Origin of the sequence: Desulfovibrio inopinatus DSM 10711 (assembly GCF_000429305.1) — a bacterium.
Taxonomy (GTDB): domain Bacteria; phylum Desulfobacterota; class Desulfovibrionia; order Desulfovibrionales; family Desulfovibrionaceae; genus Alteridesulfovibrio; species Alteridesulfovibrio inopinatus.
On the sequence record NZ_AUBP01000006.1, the window covers coordinates 73,688 to 97,233 of the forward strand.

At 49.2% G+C, this 23,546-nt stretch carries 19 protein-coding genes; 9 read left to right on the forward strand and 10 right to left on the reverse strand.

The genetic code is table 11. The features are described from left to right. Positions 1-1,063: 1,063 nt before the first annotated feature. The 6 genes from G451_RS28080 to G451_RS28085 all read left to right on the forward strand — a co-directional run bounded on the left by G451_RS28080 (position 1,064) and on the right by G451_RS28085 (position 8,745). Complete coding sequence (locus tag G451_RS28080; RefSeq protein ID WP_169727834.1) at positions 1,064-2,710, forward strand: ABC transporter substrate-binding protein; 1,647 nt, start codon at positions 1,064-1,066, stop codon at positions 2,708-2,710. Between the two features lie 134 nt (positions 2,711-2,844). Further along, positions 2,845-4,578 carry an ATP-binding protein gene (locus G451_RS0106600; RefSeq protein ID WP_051261268.1) on the forward strand — a complete coding sequence of 578 codons (1,734 nt, stop codon included), beginning with the start codon at positions 2,845-2,847 and terminating at the stop codon, positions 4,576-4,578. Between the two features lie 224 nt (positions 4,579-4,802). After that, on the forward strand, positions 4,803-5,090 hold the full coding sequence (locus tag G451_RS0106605) for a DUF2325 domain-containing protein (protein ID WP_027183619.1): 288 nt from the start codon (positions 4,803-4,805) through the stop codon (positions 5,088-5,090). A gap of 300 nt (positions 5,091-5,390) precedes the next feature. Beyond that, a complete protein-coding gene (locus G451_RS0106610) occupies positions 5,391-5,642 on the forward strand; it encodes a FeoA family protein (RefSeq protein WP_027183620.1) in 252 nt (83 codons plus the stop codon). Next, positions 5,642-7,810, forward strand: coding sequence for a ferrous iron transport protein B (feoB, locus tag G451_RS0106615; protein ID WP_027183621.1), 2,169 nt, complete (start codon positions 5,642-5,644; stop codon positions 7,808-7,810). Before G451_RS0106610 ends, feoB begins: the two co-directional genes overlap by 1 nt. Before the next feature lie 143 nt (positions 7,811-7,953). Continuing rightward, the gene (locus tag G451_RS28085) at positions 7,954-8,745 is read left to right on the forward strand and encodes a substrate-binding periplasmic protein (RefSeq protein ID WP_051261241.1); all 792 of its coding nucleotides are present in this window, start codon (positions 7,954-7,956) and stop codon (positions 8,743-8,745) included. 23 nt (positions 8,746-8,768) lie between these two features. On the opposite strand, the gene G451_RS0106625 is transcribed toward G451_RS28085, so the two are convergent. From G451_RS0106625 to G451_RS0106655, 7 genes are all read right to left on the reverse strand, one after another. After that, positions 8,769-9,131 carry a metal-sensitive transcriptional regulator gene (locus G451_RS0106625; RefSeq protein ID WP_245587782.1) on the reverse strand — a complete coding sequence of 121 codons (363 nt, stop codon included), beginning with the start codon at positions 9,129-9,131 and terminating at the stop codon, positions 8,769-8,771. Positions 9,132-9,294: 163 nt separating this feature from the next. Continuing rightward, the gene (locus tag G451_RS0106630) at positions 9,295-9,786 is read right to left on the reverse strand and encodes a rhodanese-like domain-containing protein (protein WP_271121202.1); all 492 of its coding nucleotides are present in this window, start codon (positions 9,784-9,786) and stop codon (positions 9,295-9,297) included. A 62-nt stretch (positions 9,787-9,848) separates the two neighbouring features. Continuing rightward, positions 9,849-10,973, reverse strand: a complete 1,125-nt coding sequence (locus G451_RS0106635; RefSeq protein WP_027183624.1) for a rhodanese-like domain-containing protein — start codon at positions 10,971-10,973, stop codon at positions 9,849-9,851. Positions 10,974-11,188: 215 nt separating this feature from the next. Next, the gene (locus tag G451_RS0106640) at positions 11,189-11,896 is read right to left on the reverse strand and encodes a formate dehydrogenase subunit gamma (RefSeq protein ID WP_027183625.1); all 708 of its coding nucleotides are present in this window, start codon (positions 11,894-11,896) and stop codon (positions 11,189-11,191) included. After that, positions 11,889-12,635, reverse strand: coding sequence for a 4Fe-4S dicluster domain-containing protein (locus G451_RS0106645; RefSeq protein WP_027183626.1), 747 nt, complete (start codon positions 12,633-12,635; stop codon positions 11,889-11,891). The genes G451_RS0106640 and G451_RS0106645 overlap by 8 nt, the downstream gene beginning before the upstream one ends. Next, on the reverse strand, positions 12,632-14,842 hold the full coding sequence (locus tag G451_RS0106650) for a molybdopterin-containing oxidoreductase family protein (protein ID WP_027183627.1): 2,211 nt from the start codon (positions 14,840-14,842) through the stop codon (positions 12,632-12,634). Before G451_RS0106650 ends, G451_RS0106645 begins: the two co-directional genes overlap by 4 nt. Before the next feature lie 104 nt (positions 14,843-14,946). After that, positions 14,947-15,282 (reverse strand): c-type cytochrome, encoded by a 336-nt coding sequence (locus G451_RS0106655; RefSeq protein ID WP_027183628.1) that lies wholly within the window; start codon positions 15,280-15,282, stop codon positions 14,947-14,949. A 546-nt stretch (positions 15,283-15,828) separates the two neighbouring features. On the opposite strand from G451_RS0106655, the gene G451_RS28090 reads away from it, so the two are divergent. Beyond that, entirely contained in the window at positions 15,829-17,277 is a 1,449-nt protein-coding gene (locus G451_RS28090; protein ID WP_051261242.1) for an NAD(P)/FAD-dependent oxidoreductase, read from the forward strand. A gap of 28 nt (positions 17,278-17,305) precedes the next feature. Here the strand turns inward: G451_RS28090 and G451_RS0106665 are convergent, their stop codons facing one another. Beyond that, on the reverse strand, positions 17,306-18,607 hold the full coding sequence (locus G451_RS0106665) for a glycoside hydrolase 5 family protein (RefSeq protein ID WP_027183629.1): 1,302 nt from the start codon (positions 18,605-18,607) through the stop codon (positions 17,306-17,308). Between the two features lie 687 nt (positions 18,608-19,294). Here G451_RS0106665 and G451_RS0106670 point away from each other — a divergent pair. Then, the gene (locus tag G451_RS0106670) at positions 19,295-21,763 is read left to right on the forward strand and encodes a M6 family metalloprotease domain-containing protein (RefSeq protein WP_027183630.1); all 2,469 of its coding nucleotides are present in this window, start codon (positions 19,295-19,297) and stop codon (positions 21,761-21,763) included. Positions 21,764-21,828: 65 nt separating this feature from the next. On the opposite strand, the gene G451_RS0106675 is transcribed toward G451_RS0106670, so the two are convergent. Then, a complete protein-coding gene (locus G451_RS0106675) occupies positions 21,829-22,398 on the reverse strand; it encodes a hypothetical protein (protein WP_156921541.1) in 570 nt (189 codons plus the stop codon). Here G451_RS0106675 and G451_RS0106680 point away from each other — a divergent pair. Further along, on the forward strand, positions 22,390-22,638 hold the full coding sequence (locus G451_RS0106680; protein ID WP_027183632.1) for a hypothetical protein: 249 nt from the start codon (positions 22,390-22,392) through the stop codon (positions 22,636-22,638). The genes G451_RS0106675 and G451_RS0106680 overlap by 9 nt on opposite strands. Positions 22,639-22,700: 62 nt before the next feature. Here G451_RS0106680 and G451_RS28095 read toward each other — a convergent pair whose 3' ends face one another. Continuing rightward, a complete protein-coding gene (locus tag G451_RS28095) occupies positions 22,701-23,354 on the reverse strand; it encodes a tetratricopeptide repeat protein (protein WP_051261243.1) in 654 nt (217 codons plus the stop codon). Between the last annotated feature and the right edge of the window lie 192 nt (positions 23,355-23,546).

Genomic DNA, 23,546 nt, shown 5'->3' on the forward strand with positions numbered 1-23,546 from the left:
AATCATATCGACGAAAAGCAAAATCAGTGCCTGAGGGCACTATTCTGGGCACTGAACGTGTGGGTGGGCATCCATGAAATCACTTGATGAGATATTTTTTTAAAAAAAATGAAATAAATATATTGAGTTGACGTTGTGACATTCCAATCCCTCCTCACCTACAAACATCACGATAACCGCTCCAGATACTCGTTATTTTCTCTCAAAAAAACGCTTAGCCGTTTTTCCCGCACACGATCATGTGCGACCGCATCAATCTGTGGTCACCCCACATAACACTCTGTTTTTATATTTTTTTTTAACAAGCCACCAAGATTCTGCACATACCTTTGTGCAGAGTCTTAATTATTACAGTCTTCCGTCCTCCTGACGCTCACTGTGAACATCGATAGATCGATTTTCGCATTCAGATCATCCGTCAATAACTCCAATGAAAGCATGCACACACCTCAGTGCATTGGCACACGTATCAGTGCAACTCCTCAACTCTGTGTCTTTATTGAATAAGGAGACATATCTAAGCAAGCATAAGCACATGTACATGTGCCTATACAATCTTCATTATTACGCACTGACTTCATATAAAACAATCATATCATTAAATAACAACACCTTACAGACAAACAAAACAAATACAAATTCATGGCATAACCGTTGCTATACCCTGAAATAACGACAGAGATAAATCATTATCTCTATAATACAACCTTCAGGAGATAGTTAACATGAAAAAAGTTAAGACTGCTCTGTTTCTCGCTGGAATGTTTGTTATGTGTTACGTCCTTCCTGTTCTTGCCAATGAAGGTGGCGGACCGTAGTAAATCAAGCTAAAGCGATTCACTGGAGATATTCTCCACATATCTCCAGTGAAACAAACTTAGTTTGTCATTATTAAAATCGTTATTTATCCGTTATAAAAAAAATTCAACAGCGCACGACTTTATAAAATCAAACAATAATACCGACACACCATCCAGCATCAACAAAATCAAACAATTGTCAGCTTGATTTTTTCTTTAAAAACACTCATCCTTGAGCACCTATGCCAAGGAGAATGTTTGTCGTGCTGTATTCCCGCTCCCTCTCGATCTTCCTGATCAATCTGTTCTTTGCCGTTATCATTCTTTGCGCTGGCTGTTCGGCCCCCCCGGAAGAAACAGGTGATCATGCGGATACAAACGCCACCCCCATCGCAGGGGGAACATACACCGCTCCCCTCCCACAAGACCAAGCGACACTTGACCCTGCGAGGGTCACCGAGCACCATGGTGTCGGTGTGGTCAACCAGCTCTTCGACGGCCTTGTCCTCCTCAACGCCAATATGCTTGTCCACCCGGCACTGGCCACTTCCTGGACCGTATCGGAAGAGGGTACGGTATATACGTTCCAACTTTCTCCCCATGCAATTTTTCATGATGGAGCTCCAGTTCGGGCTTCCGATGTCGTCTTCACGTTAGAACGCTTACTCCGCCTTGATCCTCCCACAATCATTCAGCCGCTGTTGTTGCTCCTCCAGGGAGCCGAAGCCTATCGTGACGGCGAAACGGAACACGTCGCCGGCCTCATTGCCAAAGACGACACCACAGTGCTGATGAAACTCACTCGACCGGATGCTCGGTTTCTTGTCGCTCTCAGTATGTACCAGGCGAAAATTGTTCCCGAGCATGTCGTACGTGGCAATGAGGCTGCTTTCGGCAAAGCCCCCATAGGTACAGGACCATTTTATCTTGATTCATGGCTGCCCGATAAATCCATTACATTAAAGCGCTTTGATGGATACTATAGTCGCCCGGCCTGGCTGGATGAGGTTGTTTATCGAATCTACCCCGGCGGAAACAATGCACAAATGCTGGCAGACTTTACTGCTGGTCTCCTTGATGAAATGCCGGTCTATGGGGATGCCAAGACCACTCTGGCCGAGATTCCAAATCTGAACTGGGTCCGGCGAACATCATTGAGTGTCCTGTTTTATGGTATTCGTACCGATCACCCGGGACTACGAGATGTCCGCGTCCGCCATGCATTATCTCTTGCGATCAATCGAGAAAAGCTCATCCAGGATATCTACGGGGGAAAATTCCAACCTGCTTTCAGCATCATTCCACCCGGCATGCCCGGACACCTGCCTGTCAAACGGGATTTCGCTCAAGATATGCAGACAGCGAAAGCTCTCATCAATCAAGCAACGCATGGAAATCCAACATCCATCGGCCCGATTGAACTTGTCAGTTCCGTCCAGTCGCAATTTTCCACCAAAGAACTGGCATTCATTCAATCGAGCTGGGAAGCACTCGGTGTGAAAGTACGCATTAAATATATCACATCAGGCTGGAACGACTTTAAAGCGTATCTCAAAACGGATCAGACGGCAGTCCACCGACGTGTTTTATTTGCTGACCTTCCAGATCCCGACAGCTTTCTCACGCCTCTGATCGCCTCGGATGGATTGTTTAACGAGTTTCATTATGTCAACCCACAAGTTGACCGGCTTTTAGCCGAAGCCGGCCAAACACAAGACCCGCGCGAGCGCGCCAGTCGTTACCAGGATATCGAAAAACTTCTCGCTCAGGATATACCACTTATCCCACTTTTTTATCTGAGCGTGGAGCGTGTATACAAACCACGAGTCCGTGGAATCAATGTAAACGCTCTTGACCAGGCGTATGTTCTTCTGGCCGATTTTTGGTTGTCTTCTCCAACAGCCAACTAATTTTCTTGCCAATGATGACATTCTGCGCTTTTGCCCATCAAGCCGAAAAGGGTCGGTTCTTTCCCCTTTGGTTACGTTTTTTTGTCACAAGCTCCATACTTCTGGCTCTTGTTCTCGGCGCATTAGCAACAGCTATGACTATTCAGCAGTCACGCTTTTTTGAAGAAGAAGCCCGACAACGCGGCTTGGCCATTGCCAAAAGCCTGGAAGCCGCTTGTCTGGAAGATCTTCTCACCTACAACCACACTGCACTGGAACAAAAAGCAAACCAAGCCGCTGCCGACGATGGACTTGCCTACATTATTATTCACAATAAAGAGGGGGTGATCGCTGGATACTCGAACCGCCCCGATCTGAGTCACAAGACGCTTAGCGATGCGATAAGTCAGCGTGCTTTAACGTCGGCAGTTCCACTTTTTCAGCAAACCGAAACTCGGAATCAGCCTGTGCTCGATGTGTCTGAGCCCGTTCGGTTGCCAGATTCTCCCGAACGCTGGGGAACCATACGCGTCGGGGTTTCTCTTTCGGCGATGCATGCACAGATTTTCAACACACGAATGACCATTGCCGGTCTTGGGTTCGCTGCGTTGGGACTTGGAGCGTTGGCTTCCATTATTTTAGCCAGACGTGTCACACGCCCTCTCTCAAGTCTTGTTGAAGCTACTGCCAACGCTGCGAAGGGAAAACTCGACACCAACCGCATTGTTGCTTCCCACGATGAAATAGGCCAACTCGCGTCCCGTTTTCTCGCCACTGTCAATGAGATTGTTGCCAAAAAAGAAGCCTTGGCCGAAAGCCTTGAAGAAATAAAAACACTGGAACGCTATAGAGAAAACCTCCTGCGCGTCATGAGTGAAGGCCTCGTGTCTGTGTCAACAACCGGAGAAATTGTTCACCTGAATCCTGCGGCCCAAGATCTTTTCTCAAAATCCGGCCACCCCCTTGAACCCGGGATGAAGATCGGGCGCCCCACATCCTCCAATGCCCTCATTGCACACATTGCCGGCCTCATCGCCGGAAAAAACGTGGTCGGGCCTCGAGAAGTCATCATGACTCATGCAACAGGCGACATGCATATTCTTGTCAGCTATGCCGTACTTCTTGACGAAGCCTTTGCATTGCCTCGAGAATTCATTGTCAGCTTAAGTGACATCACGGCATTACGTCGACTTGAGGCAGATATTCGCCAAGCAAAGCGTCTCTCCGAACTCGGTACAATCGCCGCAAGTATTGTTCATGAAATCCGCAATCCACTCACGGTCATTGATTCATTTGTACAACTTTTACCCAACAAAATTGATAAACCCAAATTCCGCGAAAAGCTCTTCACGATACTCCCACAACATATCAAGCGTATTGTTGGATTAATGGAAGACCTTCTCCAACTCTCACGCCCTGTTGTCCTTACACCTTCACCGATTGCCCCAGGTAAGTTTGTCACAGCGCAGCTGAATGAAATACAACCCTATTTCGAGAAACACCATATAACCCAACAACTCAGCACCGACAGCATAGATGAGCTTCCTGAAGTTTTTATCGACAGTGACCACCTGAGCCGCGCTCTGGTGAATATTTTCAAAAATGCTGCCGAGGCCATGCCCACAGGAGGCCATCTCGACATCGTGGTTCAAAACAGGCCTGAAGACCAGAACGTTCGTATTGTTATACGGGACAATGGCCCAGGCATTCCGGAAAACATTCTTCCCGAGATTTTTACCCCATTCAAAACCGGAAAAGCCACAGGAACCGGACTGGGTCTTGCTTTGACACACAAAATCATCACCGAGCACCGCGGGACAATAAAAGCTGAAAATATCCCTAACCATGGTGCGCAATTTACCATCTCACTGCCTGTCGTGGTGGGATAAACTCCTCTTTCACTTTTTTTCTTTCTTATTTCGGGCGCAATCTCATGGGGATGAATATCACCCCAACAAGAGCTTAGTCTCTTCCTCGCTCAACAAGCTAATACCATTAGAGAAACATATTAAATACCGTTCATTCAAAACAGATTGCCACTTATTAATTGACATTGATTATCAATATCATTAGACATGAACTGAATCAGACACGTCGAAGCCAAGGAGAAACTATGAGTGCAATCCTTATTGGCGGTTTAGATCGCCTGAAACGTAAATACGAAGCTGAAGCAGCCAAACGCGGCGTTAATCTCAAAGTATTCACCGGAAAGGAAAATGCCGTTGCCAAACATCTTGGAAAAACCGACATGGTCATTTTATTCACAGATAAAGTCTCGCACAAGGCTCGCAGGCAGGCTGCAAGTCTGGCGAAATCTCGAAACATCCCTCTGGCACAAACCCACAGCAGCTCCGTGTCTTCTCTCGGACGAGTTCTTGCCGACTGCAGGATTTCCCCCTAGTTGTTCTCTCACTCCAGCGATCGGCAAGGACTAACCTTCCCCCAAGACCTTGCCGGTCACCTTGCTTTCCTCAATGAGATGACAACTTAATTCATCATGCTTTCTTAGATAAGAATTCTTAATAATCATTTTATTACAAATTATACTTGACCTCTCCAGTTGAAAATGACACTCAATCCCAACGACATGATAATGAGAATCAAATCCATCAGTCGGTCACGACGATATCAAAAGACTCCACGTCCAAATTACTCGTCAATCGACAGAAGATATCCATTCGAGACACAAGGAGATGTTTCAATGACAACCAGGCCGCTTCGTACCCTGAATGTAGGTGACAGTGTGACGATCGATACCATTACAGCCACCGGTGAACTTGGTCGTCGAATTCGCGATATGGGACTTATCCCCGGTTGCCCTCTGACCGTCGTCGGAAGAGCCCCTTTACGAGATCCGGTTGCACTTCGCCTGCGTGACACAACGTTAGCTCTTCGAAACCAAGAAGCCGACTATATCACGGTCCGAGAAATCATGGTTGGTAAGGAGATATAATGAATACACACTCGTTAACGTTCGCACTGGCAGGCAACCCTAACTGTGGCAAAACAACAATGTTCAATGCGCTGACAGGCTCGCGGCAGCATGTCGGCAACTTCCCTGGTGTCACCGTAGAAAAAAAAGTCGGTGTTGTTCGCCACAATGGTGAAAGTGTTTCCGTTGTCGACTTACCCGGGGCATATTCTCTGACCGCCTACAGCCAGGAAGAGGTTGTAGCACGCAATTATCTCGTCAATGAAAAGCCTGATGTCGTGGTCGATGTTATGGATGCATCTGCATTGGAACGCAGTCTGTATCTTGCAGTCCAGTTTATGGAGCTTGGTGTGCCGCTTGTTTTGGCACTCAACATGATGGACGAAGTCAAAAAATCTGGTCGTACAATCAACACCAGCCTGTTGGCGCAACGCCTTGGCGTACCGGTTGTCGAAACCGTTGCCAGAGCCGGTCAGGGTAAGGGAGAACTTCTCCGTGAAGCCATTACGTTGGCAGCATCTACCCAACCCCCCAAGCCATTGGTTCTGAGTTATGGGCAAGACCTTGATGAAGCTATTTTAAAAATGGTCAACATCATTGAACAGGCAGATTTCCTCACACAGATTTATCCACCGCGATGGCTCGCTGTAAAATATCTTGAAGGCGACGAAGAAGTCATACGTCAAGGTCGTCAATCCGGCCCTGTACATAAAGAGCTTGAAGCTATTGCCGAAAAAACAAGCGCCCACTGCCGGACAACACTGAATGTCTACCCTGAAGCTCTTGTGGCTGATGCTCGATACGGCTTCATCAATTCTCTGCTGCGCAATGGCGTGGTGAAACGAAACGATAACACGGCCCGACGCCGCGCCAGTGAAAGCATTGATGCGATTGCGACCAACACATTTGCTGGTCCCCTTATCATGCTGGGTATACTCTATCTCGTCTATGAAATCACGTTTCAGCTCGGAGAAACCCCAATGGGGTGGGTTGAGGCGTTATTCGGCTGGATGTCTGCCACGGCTGAAGCCAGTTTACCGGAAGGATTTTTCCGATCCCTTATTGTTTCCGGGGTCATTGATGGAGTCGGCGGCGTCATGGGATTTGTTCCCCTCATCGCCATCATGTTTATCATGATTTCCATCCTTGAAGACTCGGGATACATGGCGCGCATGGCCTACATGCTCGACCGCGTTTTCCGTATCTTTGGCCTGCATGGCTCCTCGGTTATGCCGTTTATCGTTTCCGGTGGCATTGCAGGCGGTTGCGCCGTGCCTGGTGTCATGGCGGCCCGTACATTACGCAGTGAGAAAGAGCGCCTTGCGACCATTCTGACAGCTCCATTTATGAATTGCGGTGCGAAAATTCCCGTCTTTCTCTTGTTAACTGCTGCTTTTTTTCCCAAGTCGGGAACAAATGTCATGTTTCTCATCACGCTGGCCGCATGGGGTGTGGCGCTTCTGGCTGCCCGTATCTTACGGAGTACGGTAATCCGCGGGGACTCCACACCGTTTCTCATGGAATTGCCACCATATCGCTTGCCGACCGTTCGTGGAGTTTTACTCCACTCCTTGGAACGTACCTGGATGTATATCAAAAAAGCAGGAACCATTATTCTGGCTATTTCCATTCTGTTGTGGGCTGCCATGACATTTCCGGGACTTCCTGAACATCAGGCAGAACAATTTGAATTGCATCGTCAAGCCGTCGCCGCTCAAATCGAAGCCGGTAGCCTGACAGAAGACCAAGCCGAAGCTGAATTGTTCACCGTTGACAACGCCGAAGCACAAGCCGGATTGCGATACTCCCTGGCAGGGCGCGTTGGTACATTCTTAGAAACCATCACACGAGCAGCCGGATTCGATTGGCGTGTCAACATCGCCTTACTCGGTGGTGTTGCGGCAAAAGAAGTTATTGTTTCCACGTTGGGCACGGCCTATTCCATGGGAGACGTCGACCCTGAAGATACGAGTAGCCTGTCTGAACGATTGGCCTCAGACCCTATATGGACGACGCCGGCAGCATTGGCATTAATTGTCTTCGTCATGCTGTACGCCCCCTGCTTTGTAACCGTCGTCGCCATAGCCCGTGAAGTCGGTTGGGGCTGGGCGGCCTTCTCTGTCGGGTTCAACACCGTGCTCGCCATGGCCGCGGCGATCGGTGTCTACCAAATAGGAACGCTGCTGTAGTTCCTACCCCTCCTTTCTCATCAAGAAAAAAGGCGTCAATGACGCCTTTTTTCTTGATGAGTACAGCCCTCGACAAAATCATACTTGACTTGCATGGACAATAACGAAAGAGAATAGTGTACTCTCAGAGAGGTTCTTCCCCCATGCAACGTATCAATTCGTTTGTCCTTCCCCGTACACATCTTTTGCAATACTCCAGAACGATTGGCGTTTTATTCCTATTGCTCTGCTTTCTTCCGCAAACAGGATTGGCCTTACGCCTCTATGCCGAAGACTCTCCTCCAGGGAGTTTCATAAAGAATGGAAAGGTGACCGGAATAAGTACTGAAATTGTACGTGCCATTCAAAAAAGCATCGGCGATCAGTCGCCGATTTCCATTGTACCCTGGGCACGAGGCTATAAATATTTGCTCAATGAGCCTGATGTCGGTCTGTTTTCCACAACGTATACTATTGAGCGCGCACCTTTATTCCATTGGATTGGCCCGCTTCTCCGCGTCAAATGGTGCTTATATGCCCGAAAAAATGCAAAAATAGTCATCAACAAGCTTGAAGACGCTAAAAAAGTCAATCGAATCGGAACCTATAAACATGATGCTCGAGAGCATTTCCTCATGAAGCACGGATTTACAAACCTCGAACGAAGTAACAGTAATATGCTCAATTTCAAGAAACTCGACCGAGGCCATGTTGACTTGGTTCTCGGTACCAATCTTGGGATGCGTGGTATTATGGAGAGTGGAGAATTCAAAGATAATGCGTTCAAAGAAATTTTGACGATCAAACAGGTCGATCTCTATCTCGCTTTGTCCTTCGATACGGACCCCGATGTAGTGAAAGCTTGGCAAAACGGCTTTGAAAGAATTGTTCAACAGGGTGAATTCGATGCCATTTATTCACTCTGGCTTCCAGGTCAAACTCCACCGGTACAATAATTTCCCAATGGGTTTCGTTGCATTCATCCTTCTATGAAATGGGTCAGCACCTTTACCGTTTCTTCCAATTGCTTATATGCCATTTCGGAATCAGCCGATTCCATGGCTTTGGTGTGACACACTTTCAGGTAGCGCTTGAGAATTTGGCGAGAAGTGGATTTCAGCGCTGAACTGACCGCTTTGACCTGAATTAAAATATCTTCACATTCCTTGCCTTGTAGCACCATTCCTTGAATGCCTCGTATCTGGCCTTCAATGCGCCGTAATCTGGCAAGAACATTTTTTTGTAGGTCATCGAGTTGTTCCTGACCTGACGAGGTCGCGTCCTTGGTCTTACGACGGGCCTTACCCTGCATCTCTTGGGAATCGCCTGACAGAGAATTCATTTCCGCGTACCTCTTGTGCTTGTTGTTTTGTGGCATGAACTTCAATGCCACATGGGGAAAGAAATGTTCAGAGCCGAGTTCTCGACCAATTCGGTCGGGACGTGCTCTCTACACTGTTTTCCCCTGTTCTTCAAAATGTTATCTACTCCCGTATCTCCTCATATCATCTCGTAGCCTTCGCTTTATTATCCGACGTTTCCACAGGGAGCCCAGCATCACGCCACCCGAAAAAGCCCTCTGGATACCGGAACACGTTGCTATAGCCAATGCGTGCTGACCAGCGCGCTGCCATAGGGCCGCGCAGTCAACGAACATCCCGGCAGTAAATAATGACGAGCCGCTCGGTATCTTCCCCAAACAACGCCTTGAGAGCCTTTTTCTTTTGTGCCGAAAGCCGTTGTTGATCGCCAAGATCAAACTCCAAGTTCAATGCTCCCGGAATGTGACCTTGCCGAAACTCATAATCCGGACGGGCATCAAGAACAACGGCATCATGTTGCGATTCAAGCAATGCCTGGAGCTGTGCAGTCTCAACGATTTGATAGCCATTATGATTTGCCTCACGCACCGCCGATTCCAGCCATACCGGAGCAGCGGTTGCTATTCCCGTCAACACCGTCAGCCAGACGATTCCCATTACAACGATGCGTCGCATAGATCTCTCCCCCGAAACAATCAGGCCGAAGAGGTGCACCTCTTCGGCCTGATGCGATGCTCTTATTTATTCGGTGTAATCTTTGCGGTTCCGTCCTTGTGAAAGTCTACCGTAGCTTCCAAGTAATAGACATCCTTGAGGTCCGGGCGCTTGTCGAGAAACATATAAAATGCTTCACCGCTTCGTGCGCCTGTTGAGCAAACAAAGATAATGGGCTTGTCCGCTGTGAATTCAGCAATTTTCTTTTCCACTTCGTCAACAGGCATATTGATTGCCGTCGGGAAATGACCGGCCTTGAATTCATCGGCATCCCGCACATCCACAAGCATAATGCTGTCGGGATTGTCTTTGAGGATGGCTTCAAACTTGGTCACATCAATGGCGCCGTCCTTGACATCGGCAGAAATGGACGCAGCCTGGCTGCCTCCGAATTTTTCTTTCCATCCAGGATAGCCGGATTCGTTCACGACGACGTTGGTGTATCCCAGCTTCTTCGCTTTGTCCGCCGACTTGTGCGAAAGCTTACACTTGAAACCACCACAATAGTACACAAGCTGGGTGCTTTTGTCGCTGGGCAGAACGCCTTTGAACTCATCAAATTTGCTATCCGGAATGCTGACGGAACCGGGAATTGCCCCCTCCAAGAACTTATTTAAAGGCCGAGCGTCGATAAGCAGATATGGTTTCTTTCCTTCAGCCAGCAAATTCTTCACATATTCCGACTCAACAGCCACGTCATACCCATGTCGTTTCCAATCCGGAAACCCAGCGGCATAGACCTTTATATTCTTATAGCCCAATTTCTCAGCAACCTTCGCTGCCTTGTGGGATAATTTACAGTGGTATCCACCGCAATAAAAAATAAGCAATGCATCCTTATTCTTGGGCAACAGCGAGGCCATTTCATCGTTCTTCGTCTGCGGAATATTGACCGCCGTCGGGATGTAGCCCAGAGCGTACTTCGTCATATATGGCCGCGCATCAATGATCATGACATCGTCAGTGCGGGGAATGGTGATGTGCTCTTTCACAAAGTCCGCATCAACCAAATCTTTATAAAACCATTCCGGTTTGACCTTGGGCGGTTCATTGGAATGCTCTTCTTCGGCTGCCATTGCCAATCCAGCCGTAAACATAAGCGCCAAGAGCATCGCCAACACGCTGATCATGGTTTGAGTTCGCTTCATCTCGTAATCCTCCGTAAGAATGTAAAAAAATGAGTTCCTTCGGCGATACTGCACACACTTTTTTCACAACTCCTCAAAAAGTACGCACAGAATATCTTTAAAATACCTAACAGTTTCAACACGATCAGGTTTGACGCCCACCTCCGCACTGTCTCTCATACTCCAGCCGCTAAAAAGGTATGGGGAAGAGAGGAGAGAGGGAGGGCGGCCCCCAGCTACTTGCCCGAGACCTCCTCATACCAGAGCTTGTGATGGTGTTTCGCGTAGTCTTCAGGAACGCTGCCTGTGAACATAGACATGAATGCCGGGCGCTCTTCCGGAGCTATGGCGGCCATATAGATATGAACCAATAATCCGGCGAACACGACCAGGGCACACACATAATGAATGAGGATCGACCACTGTGTCAGTGGTAAGGCTGCCATACCGGACGACGTTTGCGACAAAATCATCACAAGACCGGTGGCAATGAGTCCAATGCTGCCGAGCACTGCGGCAATGGCAAAGGCTTTTTGCCCCATGTTATAGAAGCCTTGAGGCGGTAAGCCCGGCGTCATGCCGAAACGCTTGAGGCCTTCGTCGCCCATGGTCATATGAATGGGCTTCTTCATCATCCAGACGATGTCCCGTTTGAGATCGATGAGAAACGTCTGTGAGAGGAAAAAGATCGCTCCTTTTCCGTTGACGAGAAGATACAGACAAAATCCGAAAACCCAGAGAATCCCGACGATTTCATGGGCAAGCAAAAGACCGCCCGTCCCGAAGATGGTACGCAGAAGGTCCGGCCACCACGCGCCCACAAGATTGATCTGATCGTTTTTGACAAGGCCGAGACCTGTCGCAAACAGGAATATCCAACAAAAGAAATTGAACCAGTGAATCCCGATATCCCATCGGTTATGCCGCACAAATTGCCTAGTCATGACCGCCCTCCTTCCCATTTTCCGGCTTTTTGCGATCAATGAGATATTGCTTGATACCGAGACCAATAACCCCGATGCCAGCTGCGGCGACAGCTGCCTTAAGCAACGGCGCTATGCCTATCATAGCTCGCATGGGAGCTGGCGCTTCGGCTTTGACGGGCCATGCCTTGGGGCCGGGATTCCCCAAATAGTACATATTGGGTTTGGTGTCGGTTTCCGCATTGACGAGTCGGACGACACGACTCTTGTCTTCGGCAAGAAGCACATGCGCCTCGGATTCAGGATCGTTGATATCGCCAAATACACGGGCTTTTGTCGGACAAGTGTCGACACAGGCCGGTAACAAGCCAGCAGCTCGACGTTCCGGACAGTAATTGCACTTATCGGCAACATGCGTGACAGGATTGCGGAATCGAGCCCCATACGGACAAGCGGGAATACAATTTCCGCATCCAATGCACAGGGATGCATCAATCTTGACGGTCCCATCGGTCTTGTCTTTGAACGTTGCTCCCGTAGGGCAGGCGGACACGCACGTTGGATTGTCGCAATGCATGCATGCGCCGGGTTGAAAGGCAAATCCTGCGCGCGGTCCCGGCGTAAAGTCGGGAGCTGACGGCTTAATCCAATTCCGCCAATACCCGTCAGGAACATGATTGGCGATTTTACACGCAGCCATACAGGCCTTGCAGTCGATACACTTGGTGGCATCAATCACCATGGCGAGTTGAGTGCTCATGCTGCCTCCTTCCTCGTGACGGAGACAAATGTCGTATGCATAGCCGCATTGCCGCTTATGGTGTCGTATTGACTTTCCACAAGTTCGGACAGGCTCGCGCCATTATCGTGAACAAGTGAAAGCCCTGCGGACAATGCACCAAAACCGGTGAGCGTATAGACCGTGTCCGGACGAATGGCTGGCGTTACAGTAAGCGATAACTCCGCTTTCCCAACCGGACTGGAGACAACGACCATTTCACCATCATTCAAGCCAAGCCGCTTGGCTGATTCGGGATGCATCCACAATGTATTCGTCGAGATGAATTGGTGAAGAACCGGATTGTCCTGGGTACTCGAATGCGTGTAGACAGCACTCCGCCCGATTACCATGCGGAAACGATCCGCAGACGGTTCGGAAGGCGAAGCATAGACAGGTAACGGGTCCAGCCCCATATCCTTATAGCGTATGTTGTACAGTTCGATTTTTTTGGACAGCGTCTTGTAGATTTTGCCCTCGTAGATGCCATAGACCTTGCTCGGATTATAATACACTCCGTCACGTTCAAGGGCATGAGCCGCATCGGGCAATCCAGCGAGTTGCGCCTTGCGATATTCCTCAATGGTAAAGTCGAAGTGTTCCCCAATATCCAGCCGATTGGCGATCTCCTTGCATATCTCAAAGACGGGCTTTGTGTCATACAGTGGAGGAATAACAGGATCACGTTGCACAACACAGGCACAAGCACTCGACCCCTGTAACGCCGAAGCCGGGTCTTGCCGTTCAAGATAGGTCGGAGCAGGCAGGACAAGATCCGCCATCAGCGCGGTGTCACTCATGAGGATGTCGGTAACGACGACAAATTCCATGGCTTCCATCATCGCTTTCGTCTTTTTGCGATCGGGAGCGGTCCCCATGGGATTGGTTTTATACACAAACCACCCTTTGATCGGGTACGGCTTCTCGGACAAGACCGCATCGCGCATGAGGACAAACGATCCTTCTTCCACAAACATCATCGGAGCAATACCGGCATCAGCGCGTTCGTCCGGGTTGTCGTCATACCATGGAGCTTCCGATGGAATCCCCTTTTGCAGACCGACCTGTCGTGCTCCGAGTAGGCCGCCGGGGGTATCCCAGTTGCCGAGCAACGCATTGACAATGGCGAAACTCCGACGAATCTGTGTAGAATTCTCATAGTCGGAGCTGCGGCGCCCTGGATAGATCATGGCCTGCGGCGCAGCTTCGGCGATTTCGTGAGCAATACGCCGGATAACCGCGGCATCGATACCGGTCTCTTTCGCTGCCCACTCCGGAGTAAGCTGACGCACATGGTCGCGCAATTCGTCCAGACCAGACAGTTTTTCCTCAACCCACCTTGGATCGTACAACTTGTCGAAAATAATGACGTGAGCAAGCGCCAACATGAACGCCATGTCGGTTCCCGGCTTGATGGGATACCATTCATTCGCAAGTGCTGCGGTTTTGGTATATCGCGGATCGAGCACAACAAGCTTGCAACCGTTTTGCATGGCCGTCACCATATCCATGGAATCTGGGGTCACGAGCGCTTCAAATCGGTTGGCGCCGGCCATGATGACGTATTTTGAGTTGATGACGTCGGCAAACGGGACTTCACCGAACGTGTCGAGATATGCGCGGTTGTTACTAACGAGGCACAAGGATTCATGACTGGTGACATTATATGAGCCATAGGCTTCAGCGAGACGATGGACAAATGTCGACTGCATATCCGAACCGGCTGTAAATAATGTTCCGCATCGGGTATACTTCTCGCCCAACTCCTTCAGCTTGCTTGCAGCCAGGTCAAACGCTTCCTTCCAGGAAATAGCTTCCCACTTCCCTTCACCTCTGGCTCCAACCCTCTTCAACGGTGTCTTAAGACGATCAGGATTGTACAACTGTGCTAAACCGGCATTCCCGCGAGCGCACAACATACCACGTGATTTGAGAAATTTTGGATTGGGATCAAGTTTCACCACACGGCCATCCTTGACCCGAGCGATCAACCCACACTTGTTGAAACACATATCACATACGCTAAAGCGTGATTCCCAGCCAGGATCATCAACTGTTTCTGCCTGTGCTGCGTGTGTGGCACGCACACCACCCGCTACAGCACCGCCGGCAGCAACCGAAACCACACTGGCACCGGCAGCCTTGAGAAATCCACGCCGCGACAGCGACTTCTTCCGATTCTCTTCCATATCCGTCTCCGTTTCCAGAAGGGACCAGGCAGCGCTTCAGCCACCCCAAAGCCGCCTATCCCAGGAAGGAAAGCATACTTCCCGGGATACCGCGGGCGTTCACACTAACTGCACTTCGCAGGACTTGGAGAATCCTTTGCAAAATCATGCATATAGGTGAAAATATCGAGCTGATCTGACTCGGACAATCCCTTCCAATCGGCATGACACGGTATCGCGCTCGCATCCTTGAACAGGGCTGTCCATTCCGCTTGTGTTTTGTCTGCTGGACTCAGATCTTTGGCCGCAGCCCCCTCGGCATGGCAGGAACGACAGTTCTTTCGAAAAAGGTATTTACCCTTACGAAAGTTGCCACCAGGTGATTCCGCAGCAAGAGCAACGGCTACAAGCGAAACAACAAACACACTCAGGGACAACAGCGCGAACAGCTTACGTGACATGGGTATTCCTCCTCTGTGTTGAACACGTCGGGCATCGCCCGAACGCATAGTGAACAAACTGACAACAGCGTTTTTCACACACGCCTCAACACTCAAATACCCATGCGGGGTATGGGTGTCAAGAGTATGATATTGATCTCTCCATCAACATGAAGACTATTGTGTTTCAATTTTTAATAATACATTGAAAAAACAGGATGCTACGAAACAACAAAACATACAGCGTGTTCCATTCAATCTTTGCGCATTCTTCAAATCTTTTTTCATCATGCTATACCCCGGTATATCATGGGTATAGCGATGACGAGTTCATAACGCATGATAGTGTCCTATCTTTGCCCAAGGCGTCGCGTTCCAACCTTGAATCCTCCGTTCTCACAGTCATGAAACCCCATCTTATTAACATCACGGTTGCGCACAGTTTTTCGCGGAGAATATACCCTCCCCCCGCATAAGAAGTCGTCGTTTATAGCTTGCTCTCCCTCTTTTGATGTGATTATACTAAAAGTTCCGGTCTTGTGCCCGAGATTGCTTTCGGAGGTTGCTATGAATACCCCAACTCCAGACTCATGCGATGTCATCATCATTGGCGGTGGTCCTGCCGGTTTGTTTGCCGCATACCAGCTTGTCGAAACATCCAATTTACGTGTTTTGCTCATCGACAAAGGCAAAGGACCGCTTAAGCGGACTTGTCCGATTAGCAAGCGAGAATACACAGACTGTATCAAATGCAAGCCGTGTCATATTCTGGCAGGAATTGGCGGTGCGGGACTTTTTTCCGACGGTAAGCTCAATTTTATTCATATCTTAGGGAAAACCGACCTCACGCAGTTTCTTCCCAAAACAGAAGCAATGGCGCTTATTGACGAGACTGAAACGGTTTTTAACCGCTTTGGCATGGATGGGCCGATCTATCCCACCAACATGGAACAAGCCCGCGAAATTCGAAAACAATCCAAAAAACATGGTATTGACCTGCTTCTTATCAAGCAGAAACACCTAGGGTCCGACCATCTCCCCGGCCACATTGCTTCCATGTATGACTATCTGCGCGAAAAAGGTGTCACCATCCATACGTCGGAAGAAGTTCATGACATCCTGGTCGAAGATGGACACATTGTCGGGGTTGCGACCAACCGAAAGACATACGCTTGTCAATATGTCGTACTTGCTCCGGGACGGGTTGGCGCCGATTGGGTTGGGAAAATCGCAGGAACACACAACCTGGGTCTCTCTCAGCGTGGCATTGAAGTCGGCGTACGCGTTGAGGTCCATAATGACATCATGGATGATCTTACCGATATTATTTACGACCCGACGTTCTTCATCCAGACGCGAAAATACGATGATCAGACCCGAACGTTCTGTACGAACAAGGGTGGCTTCGTCTCATTGGAAAACTATCAAAACTTCGTCTGCGTCAATGGTCACGCCTACCGGGACAACAAGTCGGAAAACACCAACTTTGCATTCCTCTCCAAGGTGGTGCTCAATGATCCAGTGACGGACAATCAGTCGTATGGTGAGTCTATTGGCAAATTGGCCAGCCTCATCGGAGGGGGAAAACCGATTCTGCAACGGTTCGGAGACCTCATTCGCGGACGTCGGTCCACCTGGTCTCGCATCAAAAAAGGCTACATCGAACCGACATTAACCGATGTTGTCTGCGGAGACCTCGCTATGGCTTTGCCGGAACGCATTCTGACGAACCTTGTCGAAGGCTTAACCAAGCTCAACAATGTTGTCCCAGGTGTCACCAATAACGAAACGCTACTCTATGCTCCGGAAATCAAATTTTTTGCGACACAAATAGACACCGGGCCAAATCTTGAAACAGCTATTCACGGCATGTTTGTCGCAGGAGATGGCCCTGGAGTGGCGGGAAACATTGTTTCAGCCGCCGCAACAGGTATCCTTGCCGCCAAAGGCATCATGAAAAAAGAACATGATGAGAGCGTGGAAAAACGCGAACTGAACACTCCATCACGAGATTAGCCGTTGTTCAACAGAAGACAACTCTGCATCACTCATTCAAAAGAAGCAGAGTTGTCGCTATATTAAGTGTCGGGACAAAAGAAAGACTCTTCACGGTAAAATCTCCGAACAATACGATAGGCGAGTCGCTTACAGGCACTTGGATTCGCGATTTGAGACGCCGAGAAGCAATATCATGCCCATAAATGTCGGTTATACAGCCCACATCTCCGTCCAGATCGATCTCAACCGTGCCAGACATAACCCCGCGAAATCGCCACAGCGTCAAAACAGTCTGTTCGTTTTGCGTCCATACATAAGCACGCCCATTTTCACCGAAATCAGGAGCGTATGCAAACATGGCGTTCTCAAGGGCTTCTGCGAGATACGACAGCGCGTCAAAGGCAGATCGTGGAGTCTGACTGGTTTCCAAAATGAGCCCAAATGTGGAATTATTCTCCAAATCTGTATATAAATCATACCAATAAACGGCGTTCACTCCCAAGGCAAAAAGTCCTAAATAGGCTCGGGCCAGCATGACAGCCTGCCTATCTTCAGAGACCCCATTGTCTGCAGGATAAACCGGCCAACCGATTTCCGTTGCCCAGATACGAGGTGACACACCAAGGTCATCCAACCATTTATACAGATTTTTTATCTCAAATTCCTCAATACTATTCTCAAAAATTTTTGAAATCTCATATGGATATGGATGAATACTCAGTATATCAAGAAAAGCGACACCACCTGCTGCTAAGAACGCTTGTAAATATACATCGTCAACTCCAGCACAAGTCGGCCCAACAACCAAAGTCTGAGGAGCAACGGCCTTCATGGCGTAATAGCTGGCAGCGAGCAGCGCGGTGTAATCATACGCATTCGGTTTGGGTTTCCAATATTCACTACTGTTCGGTTCATTCCAGATTTCCCAGGCATCGACCTGCCCCTGGTAGCGTGCGGCCAAGAAGGCAGCGAAATCGGCAAACCGTTTCCGCTCGTCGTCTGTAGCGGGAGCCGCATTGACTGCATTCCAATCATCACTGGGTACAATTAACCCAAGTACATGGTTATTACGCTCTTGAGCTCCCGATACAACCCGGTCCATGTACGCCAATGCTTCCTCATTATATACTCCAGGCTCAAGTTCGAGGAGATCCCAAGTAAACTCTTCCCGAACCCAACTCACCTTCGCTTTCTCAACCCAATTCTCTGCGGTAGGTAAATCCTGTGGTGTCCAATAGAATCGGTTGAGTACACTCACCAATCCCCACGAAACTTCAGCCGACGTCGCCGTCATGGGAGAACAAACAAGAGTCATCAGAGAAAGACAGAGAAAATATATGTGGATCATTGGCTTTCTCCTTGCAACATAGCGATGTTTATCAAATGCACATAGAAACATTGTAACGATAATATTTGGACTACAAAAGTGATGCCAACAATCGACGTCTTCATAAGGAGCATTCTCAGTATCGTGCCTTACCGGCTCTCACCAGAGCAACATCGCATTGTCCACGTTCAAAATGCCATTCTCGCGCCATGTGGTGATACCAACCTCCATCGCAAAACGACATTATAAGAGATATTTGTTGCCTGAAAAACCAAAAGAGAGCTGAAAACATCGCCCCATCCAATAGGCATCTTTATTGCAAAGAACACTAAGAAGAATAACGACACCCAGAATTTATACAGCTGTTTTTAAAGAATATTTTCGAAAAACATGCACCACCTGCAATAAATGACGTCAAATAACAATGGATTGAAGCCGCCTCCCCATCTTTGACGAATGAATGGTAGCGAGCTGAGCATCATATATTCTGTAAACGGTATTACGATATTTCATGAAAAAACCATTGTTCTCATTTTTGTTCCTTATTGGTACAAGAGCAAATCCAAGGCAGGATGAATACCATATACGCATACACTCCTGTCTAAGACCTTTTCTGTTGTTTCGACCACGTTCCTCAAAACGGGAATTGCAAACCCTGTATTTGGTCTTACTTTTATCGAAACGGAATAGATGCATAAGGAGTCTGCTGTGCCGCATGAGGTTTACTGTACGACGCGACGGCAACGTTGTTTTCTTTTCAACATTCCAGCCCTCACGCTGTGGATAGTATGTCTCGCCTTGATAAGCGGGAGCAACGCATTTGCCGTACCGGCAAGCCCCAAGCTTTTCACATTGACCCAACCTGACGGCGAGACATTCACGGCCCGATTGCGAGGAGATGAACACAACCGCTGGACCGAAACCCGCAAGGGCTATTCCGTCATTCAGGATAAGTCCACGGGGATTTGGGAATACGCCCAAAAGGCTCAAGGACGACTCACCCTCTCCGGACATCGTGTGATGCCTGGCAAAGCGGTTCCACAAGGCATGCTCAAACATCTCCGACCGGACATCAGAAAGAATGTTTCCGCAACGCCGATATTGTCTTCTCGGGCCTCGTCGCTGGATGTCGCAATCACCAACACATGGACCGCGACACCTGTTTCCGGTTCAAAAGGCCTGCTCATTCTTTTAGTCCAATTCACCAACAAATCACTCTCAACGACCAGCTCAGAGTGGTACAATGTCATCTTCAATACATCGAACTCCAAATCAGCCGCATCGTATTATCGCGACAATTCTTTGGGGAAAATGTATCTTACCGCCATTCCACATTCCGTGCCTTCTGCTCCCACAGGAGTCATAGGAGTAACGGTCAACGTGTCGCATCCCAATGACGGCCTTTCGTCGTCTTCCAATTACGACTTGGAGAAAACATGGCTTCAGGCGGTGCTGATTGCCGTGAACCCCTATGTCAATTTCGATGCATACGACGACGACCACGATGGCAAACTTGAACCGGAAGAAATGGTTATTCATTGCATTCTTGCCGGATACGAAGCATCAGGCAGTTACAAAACACCAAGCGTTTGGGCGCATGCGTGGAACAGTACGGAAAACAACCCTGTATTGGCAGGCTCAAAAGTCTTAACGAGCTGGTCTGTCAGTGGCGAACTCGACGATTCGAGTCAACGCCATCCTATCGGCGTCATCGTTCATGAACTCGGACATTCCATGTGTGGTTTACCGGACCTGTACGACACAAGCGGCACCAATCAAGGCATGGGGATTTTCTCCTTGATGGCTTCCGGCTCGTGGGGCGCAAATAGCGGCGAAAGCGAGGGAACAACTCCGGTAATGCTCGATGCGTGGTCGCGGCAATATCTCGGATGGGTGACACCGCAAACGCCAACCGGCGGAGAAACATTATCGTTTCCGACCCCGTTGACGACGGCCTCTTCCGTGGCAAAATTACGCAACACGCAGGGCTCGACAACTGAATATTTTCTTGCCGAAAATCGCTATCCAACATCATGGGATCTCGGCATGCGGAAGAAGCTTGGATCAAGCTGGTCCGGCGGCCTGCTTATTCAACATATCGATGACACTGTAGGTTCACTCGACAACAATGATATCAATATGTACCGTTCGACAGGCCACCAAGGTGTTGTTCCGGAGCAAGCGAGTACACAGAGCTGCGACATGCTCCGTTATGGCTCCTCCTGTGAAGGTTCTGTCGGAACATTATTCTACACGGGCAACAATAATCTTTTCACCAACGACACCTCCCCGTCATCCGCTAATTATAACGGCACGGATTCAGGCATCAAACTGAAACAGATTTCGTCCCCGAGTTCTTCTATGTCGGCCTCACTCGGGCCGATCGGAAGCTGCTCCTATACGCTTACACCGACAGCATCGGAAATCTCGGCGGAGAGCCGTGTTCACGGCCTTTCGCTCTATACCAGCGGCGGTTGCGAATGGACCGCGCGAAGCAATGCGCCTTGGATGACTATTACAAGCGCTTCCTCCGGCACCGGGACCGCCACAATCCTCTTCTATGTGGACGAAAATACAAGCACCACCCCTCGTTCCGGAACGTTGACGATTGCGGACATGACCTACACATTGACCCAGCAGGGCGTCTCCTGTGAGTACACGATATCACCAACCGCATCTGAAATTTCAGCGGAATACCGTGTGCAGGGTCTTTCCCTCTACACCAATGACGCCTGTTCTTGGACCGCACAAAGCAATGACTCCTGGATGACCATCACAAGTGCTACATCCGGGACTGGGACCAGCACCATTCTCTTCCATGTCGATCAAAACACGAGCCCCGATCCGCGGTCCGGCACATTGACGATCCAGGGAATACAATACACGCTGACCCAGGAAGGTGCTCCGACATATACCATCACCGCGTCGGCTGGCTCCGGCGGCTCCATCAGCCCGAACGGGAAGGTGGCAGTCATTCAGAGCACCGACCAAACCTTCACCATCACACCGGACAACGGTATGCTCATCCGGGATGTGCTTGTTGATTCCCAGTCCGTTGGTGACCTTTCCAGCTATACGTTCACCGGTGTCACTGCCGACCACAGCATTGAAGCTCTTTTTGAACAGGAGCTTAATGTCGGGGTACTCATATCGATTCTTGATCTCGTCATACAATAAAAAACGCTTATGCCGGCCGCTCCCCAACGGGAGCGGCCGGCATTTTCATTTTTCCCACCACCGACTCATTTTATGACGGCACCACTCGTATCGAGAACATGAAATGAATTCATAATACGCTCAGCCACCATGAGATCCTGGGCCAGCACTTTGACAACATACAGATCCAAGCCAACAGGTTTGGTTTTCAGGACCAGCATGGCCGGAAACCCAAGATGATTCACGGCCACAGCCATTTCAAGTCCGAGACCTCCTTCCGCGGCCGGAGCGCGCTGATACGACACCTGCGGAGCAGACCCACCCAACGCCGAGGTTTCCCTGGCCAGCTCCTCGTGATAACGATGCAAGGCGTCGTATGTAGGTGCTTCGGCAAATCGATACCGCCGAACAACCACAATCACTTCGGTATCGTCGCTTTCTCCTTCGACTTTATCGACAACGGCACCCATGCCGGCGAGTGTGGTCTGTTTTGTTGAGAATTCAACACGTTCTTCGGGAAATCGCATGGCAAAGCCAAGATCTCGAAACGTGTGCGATGTCAATGTCGGACCTTGAGCCATGCCCCAAGTGGGAACAAGCCAACACGCAATGCCGATCAAACACACTGACCACATATGGAGCACGTTATGACGCATGTCCAATCTCTCCTTGGTATTCTCTTTGTGCCCATCATCCTCATTGGTCTCGCTGGCTGCGGTGATGTGACATTGACCAACGATGTGGCCGGAGATGAACAAGCCCGAAGTGATTATGCCGAATGTCAATACTTGGCCACCATAGCCGCGGCCAGACTCGGTCCGGATGAAGATGGTATAAAAGGAAAGGAACGCCTTGTGGATGAATGCATGCAAAAGAAGGGATATATCGTCAAGTAGAAGTACAAAACGGACTCCATGGTGGAGTCCGTTTTGTTAAGGAAGGGACAGGGTATGAGGAACTATTGGAGAGAAGCGTATTCGTTGGCCCACCAAGTCGATGCTGCCGTTTCGGCGTTCTTGATACCAGCAGACGACACATGCGGAGCCAATTCTTCCAATACTTGATAACACGCGGTCAGATGTTCGAACGAAACATCCTTGGCTGCCGAAGCCAAACTAACCCAGTAATACGCCTTTTCATAATCTTGCGGAACGCCCTGGCCGATGGCGTATAACAGGCCAAGGTTGAACTGCGCATCGACAACACCGGCGTCGGCAGCTGCTCTGTACCACTTTGCAGCTTCTGCGAAATCTTGTTCTACGCCGTATCCCTCGTCATACATGGCACCCAGATTGAATGCGGCACCAGGCACGCCGTTTTCAGCGGCTTGTTGATACCATTTGGCCGCCTCGAGAGCGTTTTGTTCAACACCGAGTCCTTCATCGTATAATACACCAAGATTATGTTGAGCCCGAGAATTCCCGGCTTGTGCCGCCACACGCCATTCGGCTGCAGCATCAGCATACCGTTGTTCTTCAAAAGCACGAAGTCCTGTCTCAAAGTCAGCGGAAGCGATCGAAGATAAACAAAAAATGGCAGCCGCTGTCAGAGCGGTTACGGTCATCGTCTTCCAAAAAAGATGTTCTCTTGTAGTCAGTGTCAAAGTCTTCATGATGATGCTCCATTTGCCGTCATCAGCTAACCGTCGTTTGTAAAAGGAAATGTGTAACGCCTCTCTAGCATAGTGTGTGCCAACAAAAGGGTAAACGGTTTCACTTTTTCTTTTAAACAACGCATTCCGCGAACACGGCCTTTTTGAGTCTTGTTTTTAAAATACATCATATGCAAAGCGATGCAATATTTT